The organism is Rhodothermus marinus (assembly GCF_009936275.1).
Lineage (GTDB): Bacteria > Bacteroidota > Rhodothermia > Rhodothermales > Rhodothermaceae > Rhodothermus > Rhodothermus marinus_A.
Genome location: NZ_AP019797.1, coordinates 800,867 through 816,702, shown reverse-complemented (window position 1 = coordinate 816,702; position 15,836 = coordinate 800,867). Strand labels below are relative to the sequence as shown.

Below are 15,836 nucleotides of genomic sequence, written 5' to 3'. Positions count from 1 at the left end.
ATCCTGCCATTCAGAACGAGAGTTCGATGCCCAGCGTCACCGTACGGGGCAACGGATAGGGCGCATAGTCCAGTCCGGGCGTCAGGTTGGGATTGCCATAGCGCAGGGGGTTGCCTGTATCGTTGTAGTTGGTCTGCTCCGGATTGCCCGGATAGCTCGTGAAGTAGTACACGTTCTGGGCGCTCAGATAGACGGACGCCCGGTTGATCGACATCCAGGACTGGAACCAGCGGTTGGGCAGGTTATAGCGGACCGTGATGTTCTTGATGGCCAGGTGCGAGGCGTCTTTGACCCACAGCGAGTTGACATCGCGATACAGGACCCGGCCAAGTGCGGTCCCGGCCGTCGTGGGCACCCGGCCGTTTCCGGGGTCTTCGGGCGAGCGCCATTGCTGCAGCATCTCGCGCTCCACATTGAACACGCCGTCGATGTTGTTCAGCGACTCCTTGAAGGCCATCAGCTTCTCCCCGCCCAGTTGCCCCGTAAGCACAAGCTGCACATCCAGGTTTTTATAGGTGATACTGTTGGTGATACCGAATACCAGATCCGGGTAGGGATTTCCAATGATGTCGAAGTCGCTCACCGGCGAGATCGTACCGTCTCCGTTTACGTCGCGGTACTTCACGTTCCCCGGGATCGCGCCCGGAAAATGCGGACTGTTGTTGACGTCATCCCAGTTGCGATAAAGCCCCTCAAACACATACCCGAAAAACATACCCACCGGCTTGCCGATCATCGTGATATGCGTAGGGTTTGCCTCGCCGCTGCGACCACTGTAGATGGGCGCGCCGGTGGGGCCCAGCTCCAGGACGACATTTCGGTTGGCCGACACGTTGAAGCTCGAGATCCAGACGAAATTGCTTCTTCTGACCGGGGTCGTCTGCAGCGCCACCTCGATCCCCCGGTTTCTGACCTTGCCGCGATTCTCCTTGATCGTAGTAAAACCGGAAGACAGCGGGATTTCTACGTCAAGAAGCAGATCCGTCGTATAGCTCTGGTAAACCTCGGCGCTCAGGTTGACGCGATTGTTCAGCAGCGTCACATCGAGCCCCAGGTTGGTCTCCCGCGTAGTCTCCCATCCCAGCAGATCGTTGCCCAGCGAGGAAACCACGCGGCCGGAAGCCAGGCCGCCGCCCAGTACGTAATTCTGCGAGGTCACCCGGCTGATGTAATCATAGTTGCCGATGTTGTTGTTACCGGTTTCGCCCCAGGAAAACCGCAGCTTCAGATCGTCAATCCAGTTAACCCCCCGCAGGAATCCTTCCTCAGACAGGCGCCAGCCAAGCGCGATGGCCGGGAAAGTCCCCCATCGATTCCTCGGGCCAAACCGGGACGAACCGTCGCGACGCAGCGACGCCGTGAAGAAGTATTTATTCCGATACTCATAGTTGACCCGTCCGAAATAGGAGATCATGCCCCATTCCTCGATCAGCGTCTGGCCCGTAATGCGCGCGGCCGCGTTCAGCGTCTTGACCTCGTCGCTTGGATATTCTTCGCCGGTAAAGCTTCCGGTCCGCTGCGTGTGTTTCTGAAAGCTGGTGCCCAGCAGCACCTCGACCGCATGATCCCCGAGCGCCAGATTCCAGGTGGCCGTATTTTCGTTCAGCCAGTTCAGATAGCTGCTGGTCTGGTAGCGTCCCTGCGGCGCCAGAGGAGGTGGCGTGTTAATTGTTCCGATCGTCGAAGGCCGATAGAACTGGGTCTCGCTCCCGAACACTTCCGTATTCAGCTGCGACTTCAGCCGCAAACCCGAGACAGGTTCGAGTTCCACGAAGGAACTGCCCACAAAACGGGCCGACTCCGTGCCAAGCGCCAGGCTTTCCAGCGCCTGAACAGGATTGGGCCAGGAGAAAGTGCCCGGGCATCCCACCTGCACATCGTCGAGACTGGCAATCGGGCAGGTTACCAGAATCTGTCCCATCGAAATGGCCCCTGCATTGCGCGCGAAGGTTTCATCCCAGATGCCACCTCCACCCTGGACGGGTAGATTGCGCTGTGCAAATACCGGCGACACGTTCAATCCCAGGTTGATCCAGTCGTTGGGATAGAAGCGCAGGTTGGCCCGGAGGGAATACCGCGTAAAGTCGGTGTTCCTGAGCACGCCTTCCTGCCGCAACACACCGGCCGAAAAGTAGGCGGTAACGAGCTGGCTTCCTCCACTGACGCTTACGTTCAGGTCCGACATCAGGGCCGTCCGTGTTACGGCGTCGAACCAGTCCACGCCCTGCACGCTTTCCGGATTGCGATAGGGCTCCGGAATATCATCCGGGGTTGGCTCCCGGCCCAGGTCGATCCGCACGTGATCCTCGTAACGTTCCTTCATCCACTGAGCAAACTCCCGGGCACTCATGATGTCCGGCTTGCGCTCCGGCGGGATCTGCTGCACGCCGATCGAAGAGGTGATCGTTACGGTAGGCCGCTGTCCCCGCCCGCTCTTTGTCGTAATGATCACCACCCCGTTGGCCGCCCGGGAGCCGTAGATCGCCGCCGCCGAAGCGTCCTTCAGGATTGTAATCGATTCGATGTCTTCGGGGGGAATGTCGTTGAGCGGATTGCGAATTTCATTGGTCGAACTGGGAAGCGGGAAGCCGTCCACCACGAAAAGCGGTTGATTTCCCGCGCCGATCGCACCGACGCCACGCACCTGAATCTGCGGGCCGCCACCGGGAATGCCGCTCCCCTGCAGCACCTGTACCCCGGCCACCTGACCGGCCAGCGCCTGATCGGGCCCCGTCACGGGCATCAACGCCAGGTTTTCCGTACGGACCGCCGCCACCGAACCCGTCACATCCTCCCACCGCTGCGTGCCATACCCCACCACGACCACCTCCTGCAAGCCCAGGGTCGTGGGCTGCAGGGCAAAATTCACCTCCACCGTCTCTCCGGCACGCACCACAACCGCTTGCGTCTGGTCCTCATAGCCCACAAAGGAGGCCCGTAGCGTGTAGGTACCCGGCCGCAGCCCGGAGATCGTATACCGCCCTTCCACATCGGTGGCTGCTCCGGTCGCCAGTTCTTCCACCACCACATTCACACCGGGAAGCGGCTCGCCCGTGTCGGCATCTGTCACGCGTCCCGTAACCGCTCCCGTCTGCGCTTGGGCTATCGAAGCGCTTGCTGTGAGCAGCCAGACATGCACCAACCAGAAGCCGAATCGCTTCCAGCCGTTTCGCCAGACGTTGTACCGGTCGTTCAACATAGTGCCTCCATTTTTAATCATTTGATCAGTTATGATCAATCTGATACGATAGAATTTTATCTTTTCTTGAAAGCTTCTACAAGATCTGTTTTTGAAGATAAGATGAAATTATCAAATGGACATTTGTGAGAATATGTTCAGATATTGTATTCTCCCATCAGCGTCGCACCCGAACGATTGGAAAATCCTCCATGCCTCGACCGCGGAGTCCGTTTGATCTACGGCTGCTGACGAAGGTCAGCGAGCTGTATTACCTTCAGAACCTGACGCAACAGCAGATTGCCCGGCGGCTGCGGCTGTCGCGGCCCAAAGTCTCACGCCTGCTGCAACAGGCCCGACGGCTGGGCATCGTCCAGATCACCATCCGGGGCGCCAGTCAGTTCGTCGAACTGGAATCGGAGCTGGAGCGGCGCTACCGCCTGCTGGAAGCGGTGATCGTGGAGACGCCCTCGCCGGGCGATGATGCCCTGCTGAAAAAGCAACTGGGTGCTGCCGCCGCCGATTACCTGCGCCGTACCGTCCAGGCCGGCGACGTCATCGGGATGACCTGGGGCACCACGCTGCAGGCCATGATCCAGCAACTGCAGGCCATGCCCACCACGAAGGTGCACGTCGTCCAGACCCTCGGCGGCATCGGTCCCCCGGAAGCCGAAGCCTATGCGGCCGATCTCTCCCGCCGGCTGGCCCAGCTCCTGCAGGCCCCGGTAACCCTGCTACCCGCACCGGGCATCGTGCACCGCCCGGAAGCCCGCGAGGTGCTGCTGAGCGACCGTTACGTGCAGGCCGCCCTGTCGCTCTTCCCCAGGCTAACCGTGGCCTACACCGGCATTGGCGCGCTGAACACCAATCCCGTCTTTCAAACGAAAGACGAGCAGCTTCAGCGTTTTTACGAAGAACTGCAAGCGGCCGGCGCCATCGGAGACATCGCCATGCGCTTCTACGACAGCCGGGGCCGCTCCGTGCGGACGTCGCTGGATCAGCACCTGATCGGGATCACGCTGGAAGAACTCCGGCGCGTTCCGCGTGTGGTGGGCATTGCCGGCGGCCCGGCCAAAGTGGAGGCCATCCGTGGCGCCCTGCGCGGCGGCTACATCAAGGTGCTGATCACCGACCACGAAACCGCCGAGCAGCTGCTGGCCGATTAGCGTGGCTCTTTGTGTCCGCCCTGTCGTGCCCGGAAAATGAAGCGGGGCCATGGATGTCCGGGAAATCGCCGGGCGGGCTTCAATGTAGCCACCATCGAATAGGCCGCTCGGATCTGCCCCAACCTGCCCGGTCTCGTCCAACCGGTGTACTCTACCGAAATAGAGCAGAGGTCACCAGATCGTTACACAGAGCCTTGATACGCTGATTTTATGGATTCTTGAAGCCCATCGATTGCTTTTGAAGCTACTCATTCACTATCTATACTGAGTCTAAATTCATGTCGAACCCAAAATCTCTTGTATCCTATGAGACGGCTGTTACTTGGCCTGCTGTTTTTGGCCCCGATGATAGCCCAGGCGCAGGAAAACTTCGGCACGCTGCAGGGGCGTGTCGTTACCTCCGATGGGCAACCCGCCGAATTGATCAACGTCTGGCTTCAGGGAACTTCGCTCGGTAGTGTTACCGATTCCACCGGACACTTTCTCATTGCACAGATTCCGCCGGGCACCTACACGCTGGTGGTGTCGGCGGTCGGGTTAGAGACCCAGACGCGCCGTGTGACGATTCGCGCAGGTGAGGTCACCAGCCTGCCTCCTGTGGTGCTGCGCGAAAGCATTGCCGAGCTTCAGGAAATTGTCGTCACGGCATATGCCACGAACTACCGCGCGGCTTATCCCTCCCCTACGCTGCTGCTGCAGGCGCCACTGGCCGAAATTCCCCAGAACATTCAGGTCGTCACGGCCGACCTGCTACGCAATCAGCAGTTGCTGAACATGCGAGAAGGCGTCGTGCGCAATGTCAGTGGGGCCATTGAAGCCGAACACTGGGCCCAGTTCACCCGCGTGCACATGCGCGGCGCCCGCGTCGCCGCCTTTCGAAACGGCCTGGACGTCTCGTCGACGTGGGGGCCGCTTTCGGAAGATATGGCGCTCGTGGAGCGCATCGAGTTTATCAAAGGACCGGCCGGCTTCAAGCTGGCCAACGGTGAGCCCGTCGGCTTCTATAATGTGGTGACCAAAAAACCGACCGGGCGCACCCGTCAGGAAGTTTCCCTGTCGCTGGGCAGCTTCAATCTGTACCGGGCCACTATCGATCTGGATGGCCAGCTGGGAAGCCCTCGGCTGCTCTATCGGCTGAACGTACTCGGCTACCGCACCGAATCTTTCCTGCAGCACGACTTTCAAAGCCGGCTGGCGATCGCTCCTGTCCTCACCTACCGTCTATCCTCTCGGACTACCGTGACGTTGGAGTACACTTATCAGTATGCCAGCCTGCTAAATCCCGGGAGTGTCTATCAGTTTTCCGCACGCGGCTTTGAACCGGACGCCCTGCCCGAAGGGTTTACCATTGCCGATCCAAGTCTGGACCCATCTAAAATCAGAGAAAACAGCTTTTTCTTATATTTTACCCATCAACTCAATGACAGGTGGCAACTACGTGCGCAGGGAACCTTTTTTGACTATCGACCCACTGGTAGCTCCATCTGGCCCGCCGCGATCGATTCGGCGGGAAACATGTTGCGTCAGATCGGCCTCTGGGATAGCCACCTGCAGCAAAAAGCAGCCCAGGTATTTCTCCAGGGGACTGAGCAAACCGGCGCTGTGACCCATTATTTGCTGATCGGCCTGGATATGGCCGACAAAGACTATTTTGCCGAATTCGGGCAATATCAGCTACTGGATAGCGAAGCGCAGCCCTTCAATATCTACCGGCCCACCTATGGCCTCTCTGCTGCGCAACTGCCCCGTTTCGATCGGTCGCAGCCGCTTCGGAATCGTGCCAATTACGTGACCTTCGCCAGCCATGAAGCGCTCTACGTGCAGGATGAACTGCGGTTCTTCGAGGAGCGCCTGCGGCTAACACTGGGGGCACGTTTCACACAGGCACGCAGCAATTCCCGTTACAATACGCCGTTCGGGGAAGAGCTGGTGGAACACGTCATCACGCCGCGCGCCGGACTCAGCGTAACGCTTCGTCCAAACACGCATGTATATGGTCTCTACGATCAAACTTTCCTGCCACAGGCTGGCTCCGACGCACAGGGCCGCGCTTTCAAACCCGTGCGCGGTCACAACCTCGAAGTCGGCTTGAAGCACGACGGCGGGGAAGGCCGCTGGAACCTCACGCTGGCCGCCTACCGAATTGTCAAAACCAACGTGCTGACCACCGACCCGGAAAACCCGAACTTTTCCGTTCAGCTCGGTGAGACGCTCACCCGTGGGATCGAGGTTGATCTGCGAGGCGAGCTGTTTCCCCGACTCGACGTGGTGCTCAATTATGCTTTCACCGACGCGTTCATTTCCAAAGACACGGACCCGGAACGCGAAGGGGATCGCTATGGCGGCGCGCGCCACGTTACCAACGGATGGGCCACCTATCATCTGCCCGCTGGTTTCAGCGTGAGCCTGGGCTACCGCTGGATGTGGGATCGCACTTCGGCCTGGGCTTCGCCCGGCGCTCAGGAATCGCTTCCCGACTATTTCCGGCTAGACGGCGGGCTGAGCTGGCGCTACGATCGCCTGCAGCTTGCGCTGAACGTGAACAACATCCTCGATGCCACACTCTACACCGGCACGCGCTACTACGGCTTCTACTACTGGCAGGTAGAGCCACCCCGCAACTTCCGTCTGCTGGTGCGCTACACGCTCTAAACAATGAAAACGGGGCCAGGGAGCAGGCTCCCTGGCCCCATAAACGGATCGGCACCACCATGACCGTTCGCACGTTTGCCGTCACGCTTCATCGCTGGCTTGGACTGATAACCGGCCTCGTCGTTTTCATAGTTGCCACAACCGGCGCCCTCTACGTCTTCGAAGAAGAGCTGCAGGATCTTTTCGATCGGGACGTGCGCTTCGTGGCCTCCCAGCCCTCTCCGATGCTTCCACCCAGCGAGGCTCTTGCCCGCATGCAGGCCCGGGTCGGGCCCGAATATGGCGTGCTCCTGATCAGCTATCCCAATGAACCCCGCACCTATCACGTCTGGGCCTGGAACCGCAACGATCTGGAAGACTGGATCGGAGCTTACATGAATCCCTACACGGGAGAATTTCTGGAAGTTTACAACTATCACGACACCTTCTGGGCCACGGTCGAGCACCTTCATACCACGCTATTGCTACCGCACGAGATCGGCCGGATCGTCGTTGGAAGCGCCACGATTATTTTTGTGATCCTGCTGCTCACCGGACTCATCCTCTGGTGGCCACGCAATCGCCGGGTCTGGACCACGCCACAGGGCCGCCGCTCCCGCTTCCGGATTACCTGGGGACTTGGCCCCAAGCGACTGACCTACGATCTCCACAACGTACTCGGATTCTACGCCTCCTGGATTGTGGTTTTCCTGGCGATCACCGGGCTGGTCATGGCCTTCGGCTGGATGAAAAGCGGCGTGTACTGGCTGTTCTCCGGCGGCCAGTCGATACCGGAGCCGCCCCGGTTCGAACTCGCCGCTTCCGCTGCTGTCGCATCCCGTTCGCCCGAAGCGCTCATGGACAGCCTCTATCTGCACACGCTGCGGACCTATCCCGATGCCCATATGGTGATCGTACGCGCACCCGCAACGCCTGCAATGCCTCTGCAGATCGACGTCTATCCGGATGAGGGCACCTTCTACCGACGGATTGAACAGTACTTCGACCCGTACACCGGTGAAAAGCTGGCCACCGATCGCTTCGAGGAAGGCAATCTGGGCGACAAAGTGCTCCGCATGAACTATGACATCCACAGCGGAGCGATTCTCGGCTGGCCCGGACGACTTCTGGCGTTTTTCGCCTGTCTGATCGTGGCCAGCCTGCCGATTACCGGCTTTCTGATCTGGTTTCCGCGCTGGCGGCGACAGCGCCGTTCCAGACGGAGTCCGACTACGACCCGTGGAACTGCTTCACGGGTTCGCCCGACCGCACCGCCGTCCGCTCAGCCGGCCGACGCTGAAGCGACTGCATAGTCGCTAAGCTGCACCTCCCGGATCGATTCACCTTCGTCCTGAATTACGGCCGCACGATCCCCGGGCGCCGGAAAGACCAGCGCGCTCAGGACGAGCCGGGCCTGCGGGGCGAAAACTTCCAGACTGTAGCGGTCGAAAAGGATCTCCAGGTCGAGTTCCTCTGGCGCATCGGGCGGTAGCAGCGCCGCAAAGCGAGCGGGAAAGTCGGGCGAAAAGTCGGTCCGGCCGGCCGCGCGGCGATCCAGAAAAAGACGGCGGGTTTCGGCGTCGTAGCCCACAATCACGCCCGGCGTGGTGCCGGTGAAAAACCGAACGTGCCATGCGCTGTCGGTACGCATCCGGAGCCGTAGCAGCCCGGCTTCGGGTAGCGGAAACGAACGCCCGATTGGCGGCGCCTCCACCGGCCGCATGCGTGCGTAGCACTCCCGACAGGGACGCTGCACGAGATGGTGGCGGCCATCGACTTCCACCATCGACAGCTCGCGCGGGATCGTCAGCATGCCCCGCCACGGATGGGTGGGCAACGCGTTCGCGTAGCGCCAGTTGTTCATCCAGCCCAGCCACACCCGGCGCCCATCCGGCATGTGATTGAAGGCCTGCGCCGCATAGAAGTCGGGTCCGGACTCCACCCAGCGGACCGTTTCGGGCGGATCGTCCGGCACGAAGCGTACGCCGTCGAAATGCCCGGTGAAATACTGCGCGCCCGAGCCGCCCGTCGGCGCCCCGCCGTCCACGTCCACCTCCAGCAGCCAGTGCGTGCGGTCGGAACCGTCCACGGGCAATTCCAGCAGGGCCGGACATTCCCAGTGGGGCGCCTCCTGCCAGCAGCCGGCCGGACCAAACGTGCTCAGCAGCTCCCAGCGTTTCAGATCGTCCGAGGCGTAGAAGGCCACCTGCCGGTCGTCGGCCAGGGCCACGGCCATCACCCAGTAGCCGTCCGGTTCGTACCGGAAGACCTGCGGATCGCGCACATGCGGCCGCTCGGGATCCACCAGCACCGGATTTCCCTCGTAGAACGTCCACCGCTCCCCACCGTCCGGGCTGTAGGCCAGGCATTGCGCCTCCCGATCGTCCCGGTAGTGGGCCGTATAGACGGCAATCAGCGCGTCGGCGCCGAAACCGGCCGTGCTGGTCTGATCAACGACGGCCGAGCCTGAGAAGATCATATGGTCGGGCTGCTCCGGGAGCGCCACAGGCCGATCCTCCCAGTCCAGCAGCGAAGGCCCGACGGCGTGTCCCCAGCTCATGTGCCCCCAGACCGGCGCGTAGGGATTGTGCTGGTAAAAGAGGTGATAGCGGCCGCGGTGGTAGACCAACCCGTTCGGGTCGTTCATGAAGCCCTGCGGCGGGGCGAAGTGCAACAGCGGACGGGGCCAGTAGTCGCGCGCCATCGGCTACGGAATGTTGAGTGGAAGGGAGACTTCACCTTCGAGCCATTGCGAACCGCAACGCCGATAGGCTTCGCGCAACGCCTCCAGTCCCCCTTCGGCCGGTTGCATTCCGGACAGATGCAACAGCAGCTCGGCGTGCAGTCGTTCGAAGGTGTAGCCGTGCCGACCGGCCCGTTCACGAGCCGCTTCCAGGTAGCTCCGGGCCTGCTTGGGGGCCCGTTCTTCGAGCAGCAGCAGCTCGGCCAGGCCCGTGTAGGCGTAGGCGATGCCCCGGTCGTCGCCCGTTGCGCGAAAGAGCGTAAGCGCCTGTCGGAATCGCTCGCGGGCCTGTTCGAGCCGGTGCGTCACCTTGAAAAGCGTCCCCTCGCCCCAGAGCGTGTAGGCGTAGCTGACCCGATCGCCGATCTGGTGGTAGCGCTGCTGGGCCTGGGTAAAATAATGATGGGCGGCCTCGACGTTGCCCAGCATGCGGTGGGCGTTGGCGATGCCGCAGGCGGCATAGGCGCGGCCGAAGAGGTCGTCGCAGGCCGTCAGGATACGCTCGGCCGCCTGGTAGTAGGCCAGTGAAGCGTCGTATTCGCCCCGCATCCGGCTCAGGCCGCCCAGCGCGCAGCGGACGTATCCCTCGGCCGTCGAAGGCTCCTCGTCTTCGAAGATGTCCAGCGCTTCCAGCAGACAGTCGAGCGCTTCGTCAAAGTCGCCGGTCAGGCGCAGCGCACCACCCAGACACCAGAGCGTGTAGCCGATGCCTTCCGGATCGTCCTGTTCCTGGTAGTAGTCCAGCGCTTCTCGGAAGCAGGCGATGGCCGTTTCAAGGTCGCCCATGGCACGGCGGGCCATCCCCTCGCCGACGCGCGCGTCCATCCAGAGCGCCTCGTCGCCGAGCTGCTGCGCCAGGGCCTGCACCCGCTCGTAGAGCTGCAGGGCCCGCCGAAAGTATCCCACCAGGCGCAGCGCATGCGCGGCCTCCAGCAGGGCCTCGGCGCGCCGGTCGGGACGATCGCCCAGCAGACGGGCCGCCGCCAGATACAGGCGTGCCGCCTCGGCAAACCGACTGCTTGCATGGGCCGCCCGCGCCCGCTGCAACAGCGTCTGGCTTTTGACTTCCTGTCGTGCAGGTGTTTCGCTCATGTGTCCACCGATGCTGAAACCCGAGCGAACAAACGATCCAGCACCGGCGGCGTTTCAAGCGGATGTGCATGGCCGAAGCATGCCACTGCGCCCGATGCTTTCATGGTCCGGCCGTCGGCAGGACCGTGCTTGCTCGAAGGCAATGCGCCCGGGCTTCGGCACCCGCGCGATCAGTCTTCGCGCAGTCCTCCCTGCATGCGTAGAAAGGCGTCCAGAGCCGCTTCGAGCCAGCGCAACGCCTGCGTTTCGGTCAGTTCAACCTGCAGGGAAGCGGCTTCGAGGTAGAAGCGATCGCCGCGGCGCTCGTACCGATCGATGAGCCCGAGTTCAAGGGCGCGTTGCAGCAGCTGTTCGACGGAGCCGGGGTGAGTGTTCGGCATACGACGTCCATGTTACTGCCAGGGTGACCATGCCGAACCCCTCTTCGTTCAGAGCTGAACAATCCGCACGCACGCGCCCAAAAAATGGATTTTTCATATTTCGAAATATCGCCTCCGGCGCACCCGAAGATGCGTTTTCAGCGCACCGAAGCGCCGTAGAGTTGGTGTTCGATGATGTATTGTCGGACCGGCTCGGGTACGAAATAGCGAATGGAACGGCCCTCGCGACAGCGCCGGCGGATCTCGGTGGCCGAAATCTCCAGCAGCGGGGCCTCGACGAACGTGGTTCGGGCCAGAAAACGTGGATCGACCGGATGGTCGGGCGCATCGGGCCGGCGATAAACGACCAGCGGCACGCGGGCGACGATCTCTTCCGGAGCACGCCAGGTGTGGAAGGTGCGGAGGCTGTCTTCGCCCAGGATCAGCCTCAGTTCCCAGTCAGGGTGCTGCGTCTGCAACGCACGGATCGTGTCGATCGTGTAGGAGCGGCCCCTCCGGCGAATTTCTATATCGGAGACCTCAAAAAATGGATTACCCTCGACGGCCAGCCGCACCATGGCCAGTCGGTGACGCGGCGCGGCCAGCTCCTGTTCGTCCTTGTGGGGCGGTGTGTGACAGGGCACCCAGAGCACCCGGTCCAGTCCGGCCTGCTCACGCACCTGTTCGGCCACGATCAGATGGGCCAGGTGCGGGGGATTGAACGAACCGCCGAAGAGCCCGACGCGCTGCCGTGCCATGCGTCAGTTCTGGCGTTGCCCCTGGGCCAGCGAAGCATCCCCTTCCAGCTCCGTCAGTCGCTGCCGGGCCTGTGTGTAAAGCGCTTCGGCCGTGCGCAGCAGCGGACTTTCGGGGAAGATCTGGAGCAGGCGCTCGTAGAGTTCGACGGCCCGCCGGTAGCGCTCCGGCTGGCGAGCCCGCACGCTCTGCTCGGCATAGGCGATGTAGGCCCGCATGGCACCGACCAGCGCGTCGTCGGCCCAGGGGGTGTCGGGGTAGGCGTCGAAGACCGCTTCGTAGGTGACGGCGGCCGCTTCGTAGAGTTCACGACGTTCGTACAGCCGGGCGGCCTCGTACTGCTTGCGGGCCAGCTTCGCGCGGAGTTCGCGGATTTTCTGCGTAGCGTCGTCGACCAGTTCGTGATTGGGGTAGCGGTCGATGAAGAGCTGAAAAGCCTCGATGGCCTTGCGCGTGTCGGTCTGGTCCAGTTCGTAGGGCGGCGAGAGCTTGTAGTAGCACATGGCCCGCTCGTACTCGGCCTGCGGCACGCGGGGGTCGATCTGGTAGATCTGGATGAAGCGCTCGTACTCGCTGGCGGCCAGCAGGTACTCCTTGTTCTGGTAGTAGGCACGGGCCAGGTAGAACTGCGCGTCGGCGGCCCATTCGTGCGTGCGCCCGTAGGTAAAGACCGCCTTGAAGTACTCGATGGCGCGGTCGTACTTCCCCTGGTTATAGAATTCCATGGCGCGCTCGAAGGCCTCCTGCGGCGAGCTGTGCCGCAGACGCCCGCTTCCCGCACAACCGGCCACCAGCAGGCCGATCACCAGCAGCCACCCGGTTCCAATCTGTCGAAAGCTTTTCAGCATAAGCTTCTGTTTTTAAAATGCCGCGACTGGTACGAAGCGCCGCAGGGCCTGTTCCTCTCAGCGCAGCAGCTCAAGCCGTCCGTCACGGTAGCGATGGAAATACAGGGCGCGATTGACCTGGCCGCCGTCGAAGTGCAGCCGGATGCCCAGTCCCTGGTAAAACGGGGCCGTCCGGATGCGGTCGGCCAGATCCACCAGCGCCGCGCGATCCGGCAGCTGCGTCAGCAGAAAGCGCGTCACATCGTAGCCGGTGTAGACCAGCCGGTCGGGCGCCTCCGTGCGGCCCAGGGCCTGATGGCGCCGGATAAAATCTTTCACTTCGGCCCGACTGGTATCGACGTAGAAGTCGTTGCTGAAGGTCAGCAGGTAGCGGCTGGCCTGCAGGGCCGCCTGCACGTCGCGCCAGGCGGCATTGCCCAGCACGCGCGGTGTGAGCCCGGAGCGATCCAGGCTGCTCAGTGCCGCACGGGCCAGCAGGGGTGCGTTCGCGCCTGAAAGCGGCAGGTAAAGCGCCCGCACCCGGGCCAGCGTATCGCGCCCGACGTGCTGCACCAGTTGTGCCCAGGCCTGCGCATCGGACAGCAATTTGTAGAACGGGACGGCGGCTCCCAGGCGGAGCGCTTCGGCCTGAAACGCCTCGGCCATGCGCTCGGCGGTCGGGTCGCCGAACTGGGCCACCACGCCGATGCTGTCGAGCCGGAGCCCGTAGACGGCCATGCGGGCCATGAGTTCGCCGCGCACGGTCAGTGTCGGGTTGGCCTGAAACACAAAGCGGCGGGCTTCGGAAACCCGTTCGTCGGTCGCCAGCGGGGCCACGAGCACGACGCCCCGCTGCTCGGCCACCTCGGCGGCCGCCCGTGCCTGCTCGCTGTAGAGCGGACCGATCACCAGATCGGCCTGCTGTTCATCGAGAAGCGCCCGCAGCGCCGCCTGCACCCGGGCCGGATCGTTTCCGGCATCCCGGAACACCATGCGCACCGGTGCGGCCAGGCTGTCGGCATTGTGCGCCGCGACGGCCAGCCGGATCCCGTCGAACAGCGCCTGGGTCAGCGGTGCGTTGTCGGCGTCCATGGGCAGCAAAATGCCCAGCGTGATCAGACGGGCCGCCTGTCGGCGGCGCAGCAGGGCCGCTTCGGCCAGATGCCGGAGTCGTTCGGCCTCGGAGCGGTAGCGACTCGTCGGGTACCGTGCCACGAACTCGTCGGCCCATCGGATCACATGGTCGTACTCCCCCATGCGATAGAGCGCCTTGGCGGCCATGATCCAGGCGGCCGTCGTGCGCCGATGCGCCGGATAGGCGTCGATCACCCGCCGGAATTGCCGGTAGGCCAGTCCGTAGTCGCCCCGCTCGAAGGCTTGCAGCGCCTGCCCGAATTCGGTTTCGGCCGCTTCGATGCGCGGGATTTCGGTCGGCTGAGCCCACGCGCCGAGCCCCATCAGGCCCAGCAGCCACCCGATCAGAAGCGCCTGTATGCCGCGGCGGCTCATTCCCATTCGATCGTGGCCGGTGGCTTCGAGCTGATGTCGTAAACGGCCCGGTTGATGCCCCGCACCTCGTTGACGATGCGGTTGGACACGTGCGCCAGGAATTCGTGCGGCAGGCGGGCCCAGTCGGCCGTCATGCCATCGACGCTGGTCACGGCCCGCAGCGCGCACACGTACTCATAGGTGCGCTCGTCGCCCATCACGCCCACCGTCTGCACGGGCAGCAGCACGGCAAAGGCCTGCCATACCTGGTCATAGAGGCCGTGCCGCTGCAGCTCTTCGATGAAAATCGCGTCGGCCTCGCGCAGCAGGTCCAGCCGTTCCTTCGTCACCGGACCGATCACCCGGACGGCCAGACCCGGTCCGGGGAACGGATGGCGGTGCAGGATCACCTCGGGCACCTGCAGTAAACGGCCGATGGCCCGCACTTCGTCTTTGAAAAGCTCCCGAAACGGCTCGATGATCTCAAAATTGAGTTTTTCGGGCAGGCCACCCACGTTGTGGTGCGTTTTGATCGTGGCCGAAGGCCCCCGGAACGACACGCTTTCAATCACGTCGGGGTAGAGCGTGCCCTGGGCCAGAAAGCGCGGACGGCGCCCCAGCTCGCGCGTCAGCTCTTCCGTGGCCTGCTCGAAAACCTCGATGAACGTGGCGCCGATGATCTTGCGCTTCTGCTCGGGATCGACCACGCCTTCCAGGCGCGAGAGAAACAGCGCTCCGGCATCGACGGCCTTCAGCCGGATGTGGAAGTGATCCCGGAACGTGGCCACCACCTGCTCGGCCTCGCCCTTGCGAAGCAGGCCGTTGTCCACAAAGATGCAGGTGAGCCGGTCGCCCAGCGCCCGGTGCAGCAGCACGGCCGCCACGGACGAATCGACGCCGCCCGAGAGGCCCAGAATTACGTGCTCGTCGCCTACCCGCTCGCGCACCTCGGCGATCTTTTCTTCGATGAACGAGGCCGGCGTCCAGTCGCCCCGACAGCCGCAGATCCGCAGCGCGAAGTTCTGCAGGATCTGGCGCCCGTAGTCGGTGTGCACCACCTCGGGGTGAAACTGCACGCCGTAGAGGGGGCGATCGACGGCCCGCACGGCCGCGATCGGCGCGTTTTCCGTATGGGCGATGACCTCGAAGCCCTCGGGCAGGCGCGTCAGGTGGTCGCCGTGGCTCATCCAGACCGTGGTCCCCGAAGGCACCCCGGCGAACAGATCCGAGTCGTCGTCGATCTCCAGATGGGCCCGCCCGAACTCACGCCGATCAGCCCGCTCGACGGCCCCGCCCAGCGTCTGGGCCATCGCCTGCAGCCCGTAGCAGATGCCCAGCACGGGCATCGGCGAGCCGTCTTCGCGCCGCAGCTCCAGCATCTCGCGGGGCAGTTGCGGCGCGCCCGGATCGTAGACCGAGCAGGGCCCGCCCGAAAGGATCAACCCCTTCGGACGCAGCGCCGCCACTTCGTCCGGCGTAAGCGTGCAGGGGTAGATCTCCGAGTAGACCCCCGCCTCCCGCACGCGCCGGGCGATCAATTGCGTGTACTGCGAGCCGAAGTCGAGAATGACGATCTTTTCGTGCATTGCCGCTCGT

Annotated in this window: 11 protein-coding genes; 3 read left to right on the top strand and 8 right to left on the bottom strand. The window is 62.9% G+C overall.

The genetic code is table 11. The annotated features are described in order from the left end of the window. Nucleotides 1–10: 10 nt before the first annotated feature. On the bottom strand, nucleotides 11–3,199 hold the full coding sequence (locus GYH26_RS03600; RefSeq protein ID WP_161540524.1) for a SusC/RagA family TonB-linked outer membrane protein: 3,189 nt from the start codon (nucleotides 3,197–3,199) through the stop codon (nucleotides 11–13). 191 nt (nucleotides 3,200–3,390) lie between these two features. Here GYH26_RS03600 and GYH26_RS03595 point away from each other — a divergent pair, with 191 nt between their 5' ends. The 3 genes from GYH26_RS03595 (at nucleotide 3,391) to GYH26_RS03585 (ending at nucleotide 8,288) form a co-directional block, all read left to right on the top strand. Continuing rightward, the gene (locus tag GYH26_RS03595) at nucleotides 3,391–4,344 is read left to right on the top strand and encodes a sugar-binding transcriptional regulator (RefSeq protein ID WP_161540523.1); all 954 of its coding nucleotides are present in this window, start codon (nucleotides 3,391–3,393) and stop codon (nucleotides 4,342–4,344) included. Nucleotides 4,345–4,650: 306 nt separating this feature from the next. Then, on the top strand, nucleotides 4,651–6,996 hold the full coding sequence (locus GYH26_RS03590; RefSeq protein WP_161540522.1) for a TonB-dependent receptor: 2,346 nt from the start codon (nucleotides 4,651–4,653) through the stop codon (nucleotides 6,994–6,996). Between the two features lie 59 nt (nucleotides 6,997–7,055). After that, the gene (locus tag GYH26_RS03585; protein ID WP_161540521.1) at nucleotides 7,056–8,288 is read left to right on the top strand and encodes a PepSY-associated TM helix domain-containing protein; all 1,233 of its coding nucleotides are present in this window, start codon (nucleotides 7,056–7,058) and stop codon (nucleotides 8,286–8,288) included. Here the strand turns inward: GYH26_RS03585 and GYH26_RS03580 are convergent. From GYH26_RS03580 to guaA, 7 genes are all read right to left on the bottom strand, one after another. Further along, the gene (locus tag GYH26_RS03580) at nucleotides 8,258–9,679 is read right to left on the bottom strand and encodes a glycoside hydrolase family 32 protein (RefSeq protein WP_014067695.1); all 1,422 of its coding nucleotides are present in this window, start codon (nucleotides 9,677–9,679) and stop codon (nucleotides 8,258–8,260) included. The genes GYH26_RS03585 and GYH26_RS03580 overlap by 31 nt on opposite strands. Nucleotides 9,680–9,682: 3 nt before the next feature. Continuing rightward, nucleotides 9,683–10,810 (bottom strand): tetratricopeptide repeat protein, encoded by a 1,128-nt coding sequence (locus GYH26_RS03575; protein WP_161540520.1) that lies wholly within the window; start codon nucleotides 10,808–10,810, stop codon nucleotides 9,683–9,685. Between the two features lie 170 nt (nucleotides 10,811–10,980). After that, nucleotides 10,981–11,190, bottom strand: coding sequence for a hypothetical protein (locus tag GYH26_RS03570; protein WP_014067697.1), 210 nt, complete (start codon nucleotides 11,188–11,190; stop codon nucleotides 10,981–10,983). Nucleotides 11,191–11,327: 137 nt separating this feature from the next. After that, on the bottom strand, nucleotides 11,328–11,927 hold the full coding sequence (gene nadD / locus GYH26_RS03565) for a nicotinate (nicotinamide) nucleotide adenylyltransferase (protein ID WP_161540519.1): 600 nt from the start codon (nucleotides 11,925–11,927) through the stop codon (nucleotides 11,328–11,330). 3 nt (nucleotides 11,928–11,930) lie between these two features. Beyond that, nucleotides 11,931–12,773, bottom strand: a complete 843-nt coding sequence (locus GYH26_RS03560; protein WP_161540518.1) for an outer membrane protein assembly factor BamD — start codon at nucleotides 12,771–12,773, stop codon at nucleotides 11,931–11,933. 57 nt (nucleotides 12,774–12,830) lie between these two features. Continuing rightward, a complete protein-coding gene (locus GYH26_RS03555; RefSeq protein WP_161542358.1) occupies nucleotides 12,831–14,261 on the bottom strand; it encodes an ABC transporter substrate-binding protein in 1,431 nt (476 codons plus the stop codon). Then, nucleotides 14,258–15,826, bottom strand: a complete 1,569-nt coding sequence (guaA, locus tag GYH26_RS03550; protein ID WP_161540517.1) for a glutamine-hydrolyzing GMP synthase — start codon at nucleotides 15,824–15,826, stop codon at nucleotides 14,258–14,260. Before guaA ends, GYH26_RS03555 begins: the two co-directional genes overlap by 4 nt. Between the last annotated feature and the right edge of the window lie 10 nt (nucleotides 15,827–15,836).

What these genes read in the sequence shown, in the direction of transcription:
- GYH26_RS03600 (WP_161540524.1), bottom strand. Translation starts at nt 3,199, where the DNA reads ATGTTGAACGACCGGTACAACGTCTGGCGAAACGGCTGGAAGCGATTC.
- GYH26_RS03595 (WP_161540523.1), top strand. Translation starts at nt 3,391, where the DNA reads ATGCCTCGACCGCGGAGTCCGTTTGATCTACGGCTGCTGACGAAGGTC.
- GYH26_RS03590 (WP_161540522.1), top strand. Translation starts at nt 4,651, where the DNA reads ATGAGACGGCTGTTACTTGGCCTGCTGTTTTTGGCCCCGATGATAGCC.
- GYH26_RS03585 (WP_161540521.1), top strand. Translation starts at nt 7,056, where the DNA reads ATGACCGTTCGCACGTTTGCCGTCACGCTTCATCGCTGGCTTGGACTG.
- GYH26_RS03580 (WP_014067695.1), bottom strand. Translation starts at nt 9,679, where the DNA reads ATGGCGCGCGACTACTGGCCCCGTCCGCTGTTGCACTTCGCCCCGCCG.
- GYH26_RS03575 (WP_161540520.1), bottom strand. Translation starts at nt 10,810, where the DNA reads ATGAGCGAAACACCTGCACGACAGGAAGTCAAAAGCCAGACGCTGTTG.
- GYH26_RS03570 (WP_014067697.1), bottom strand. Translation starts at nt 11,190, where the DNA reads ATGCCGAACACTCACCCCGGCTCCGTCGAACAGCTGCTGCAACGCGCC.
- nadD (WP_161540519.1), bottom strand. Translation starts at nt 11,927, where the DNA reads ATGGCACGGCAGCGCGTCGGGCTCTTCGGCGGTTCGTTCAATCCCCCG.
- GYH26_RS03560 (WP_161540518.1), bottom strand. Translation starts at nt 12,773, where the DNA reads ATGCTGAAAAGCTTTCGACAGATTGGAACCGGGTGGCTGCTGGTGATC.
- GYH26_RS03555 (WP_161542358.1), bottom strand. Translation starts at nt 14,261, where the DNA reads ATGAGCCGCCGCGGCATACAGGCGCTTCTGATCGGGTGGCTGCTGGGC.
- guaA (WP_161540517.1), bottom strand. Translation starts at nt 15,826, where the DNA reads ATGCACGAAAAGATCGTCATTCTCGACTTCGGCTCGCAGTACACGCAA.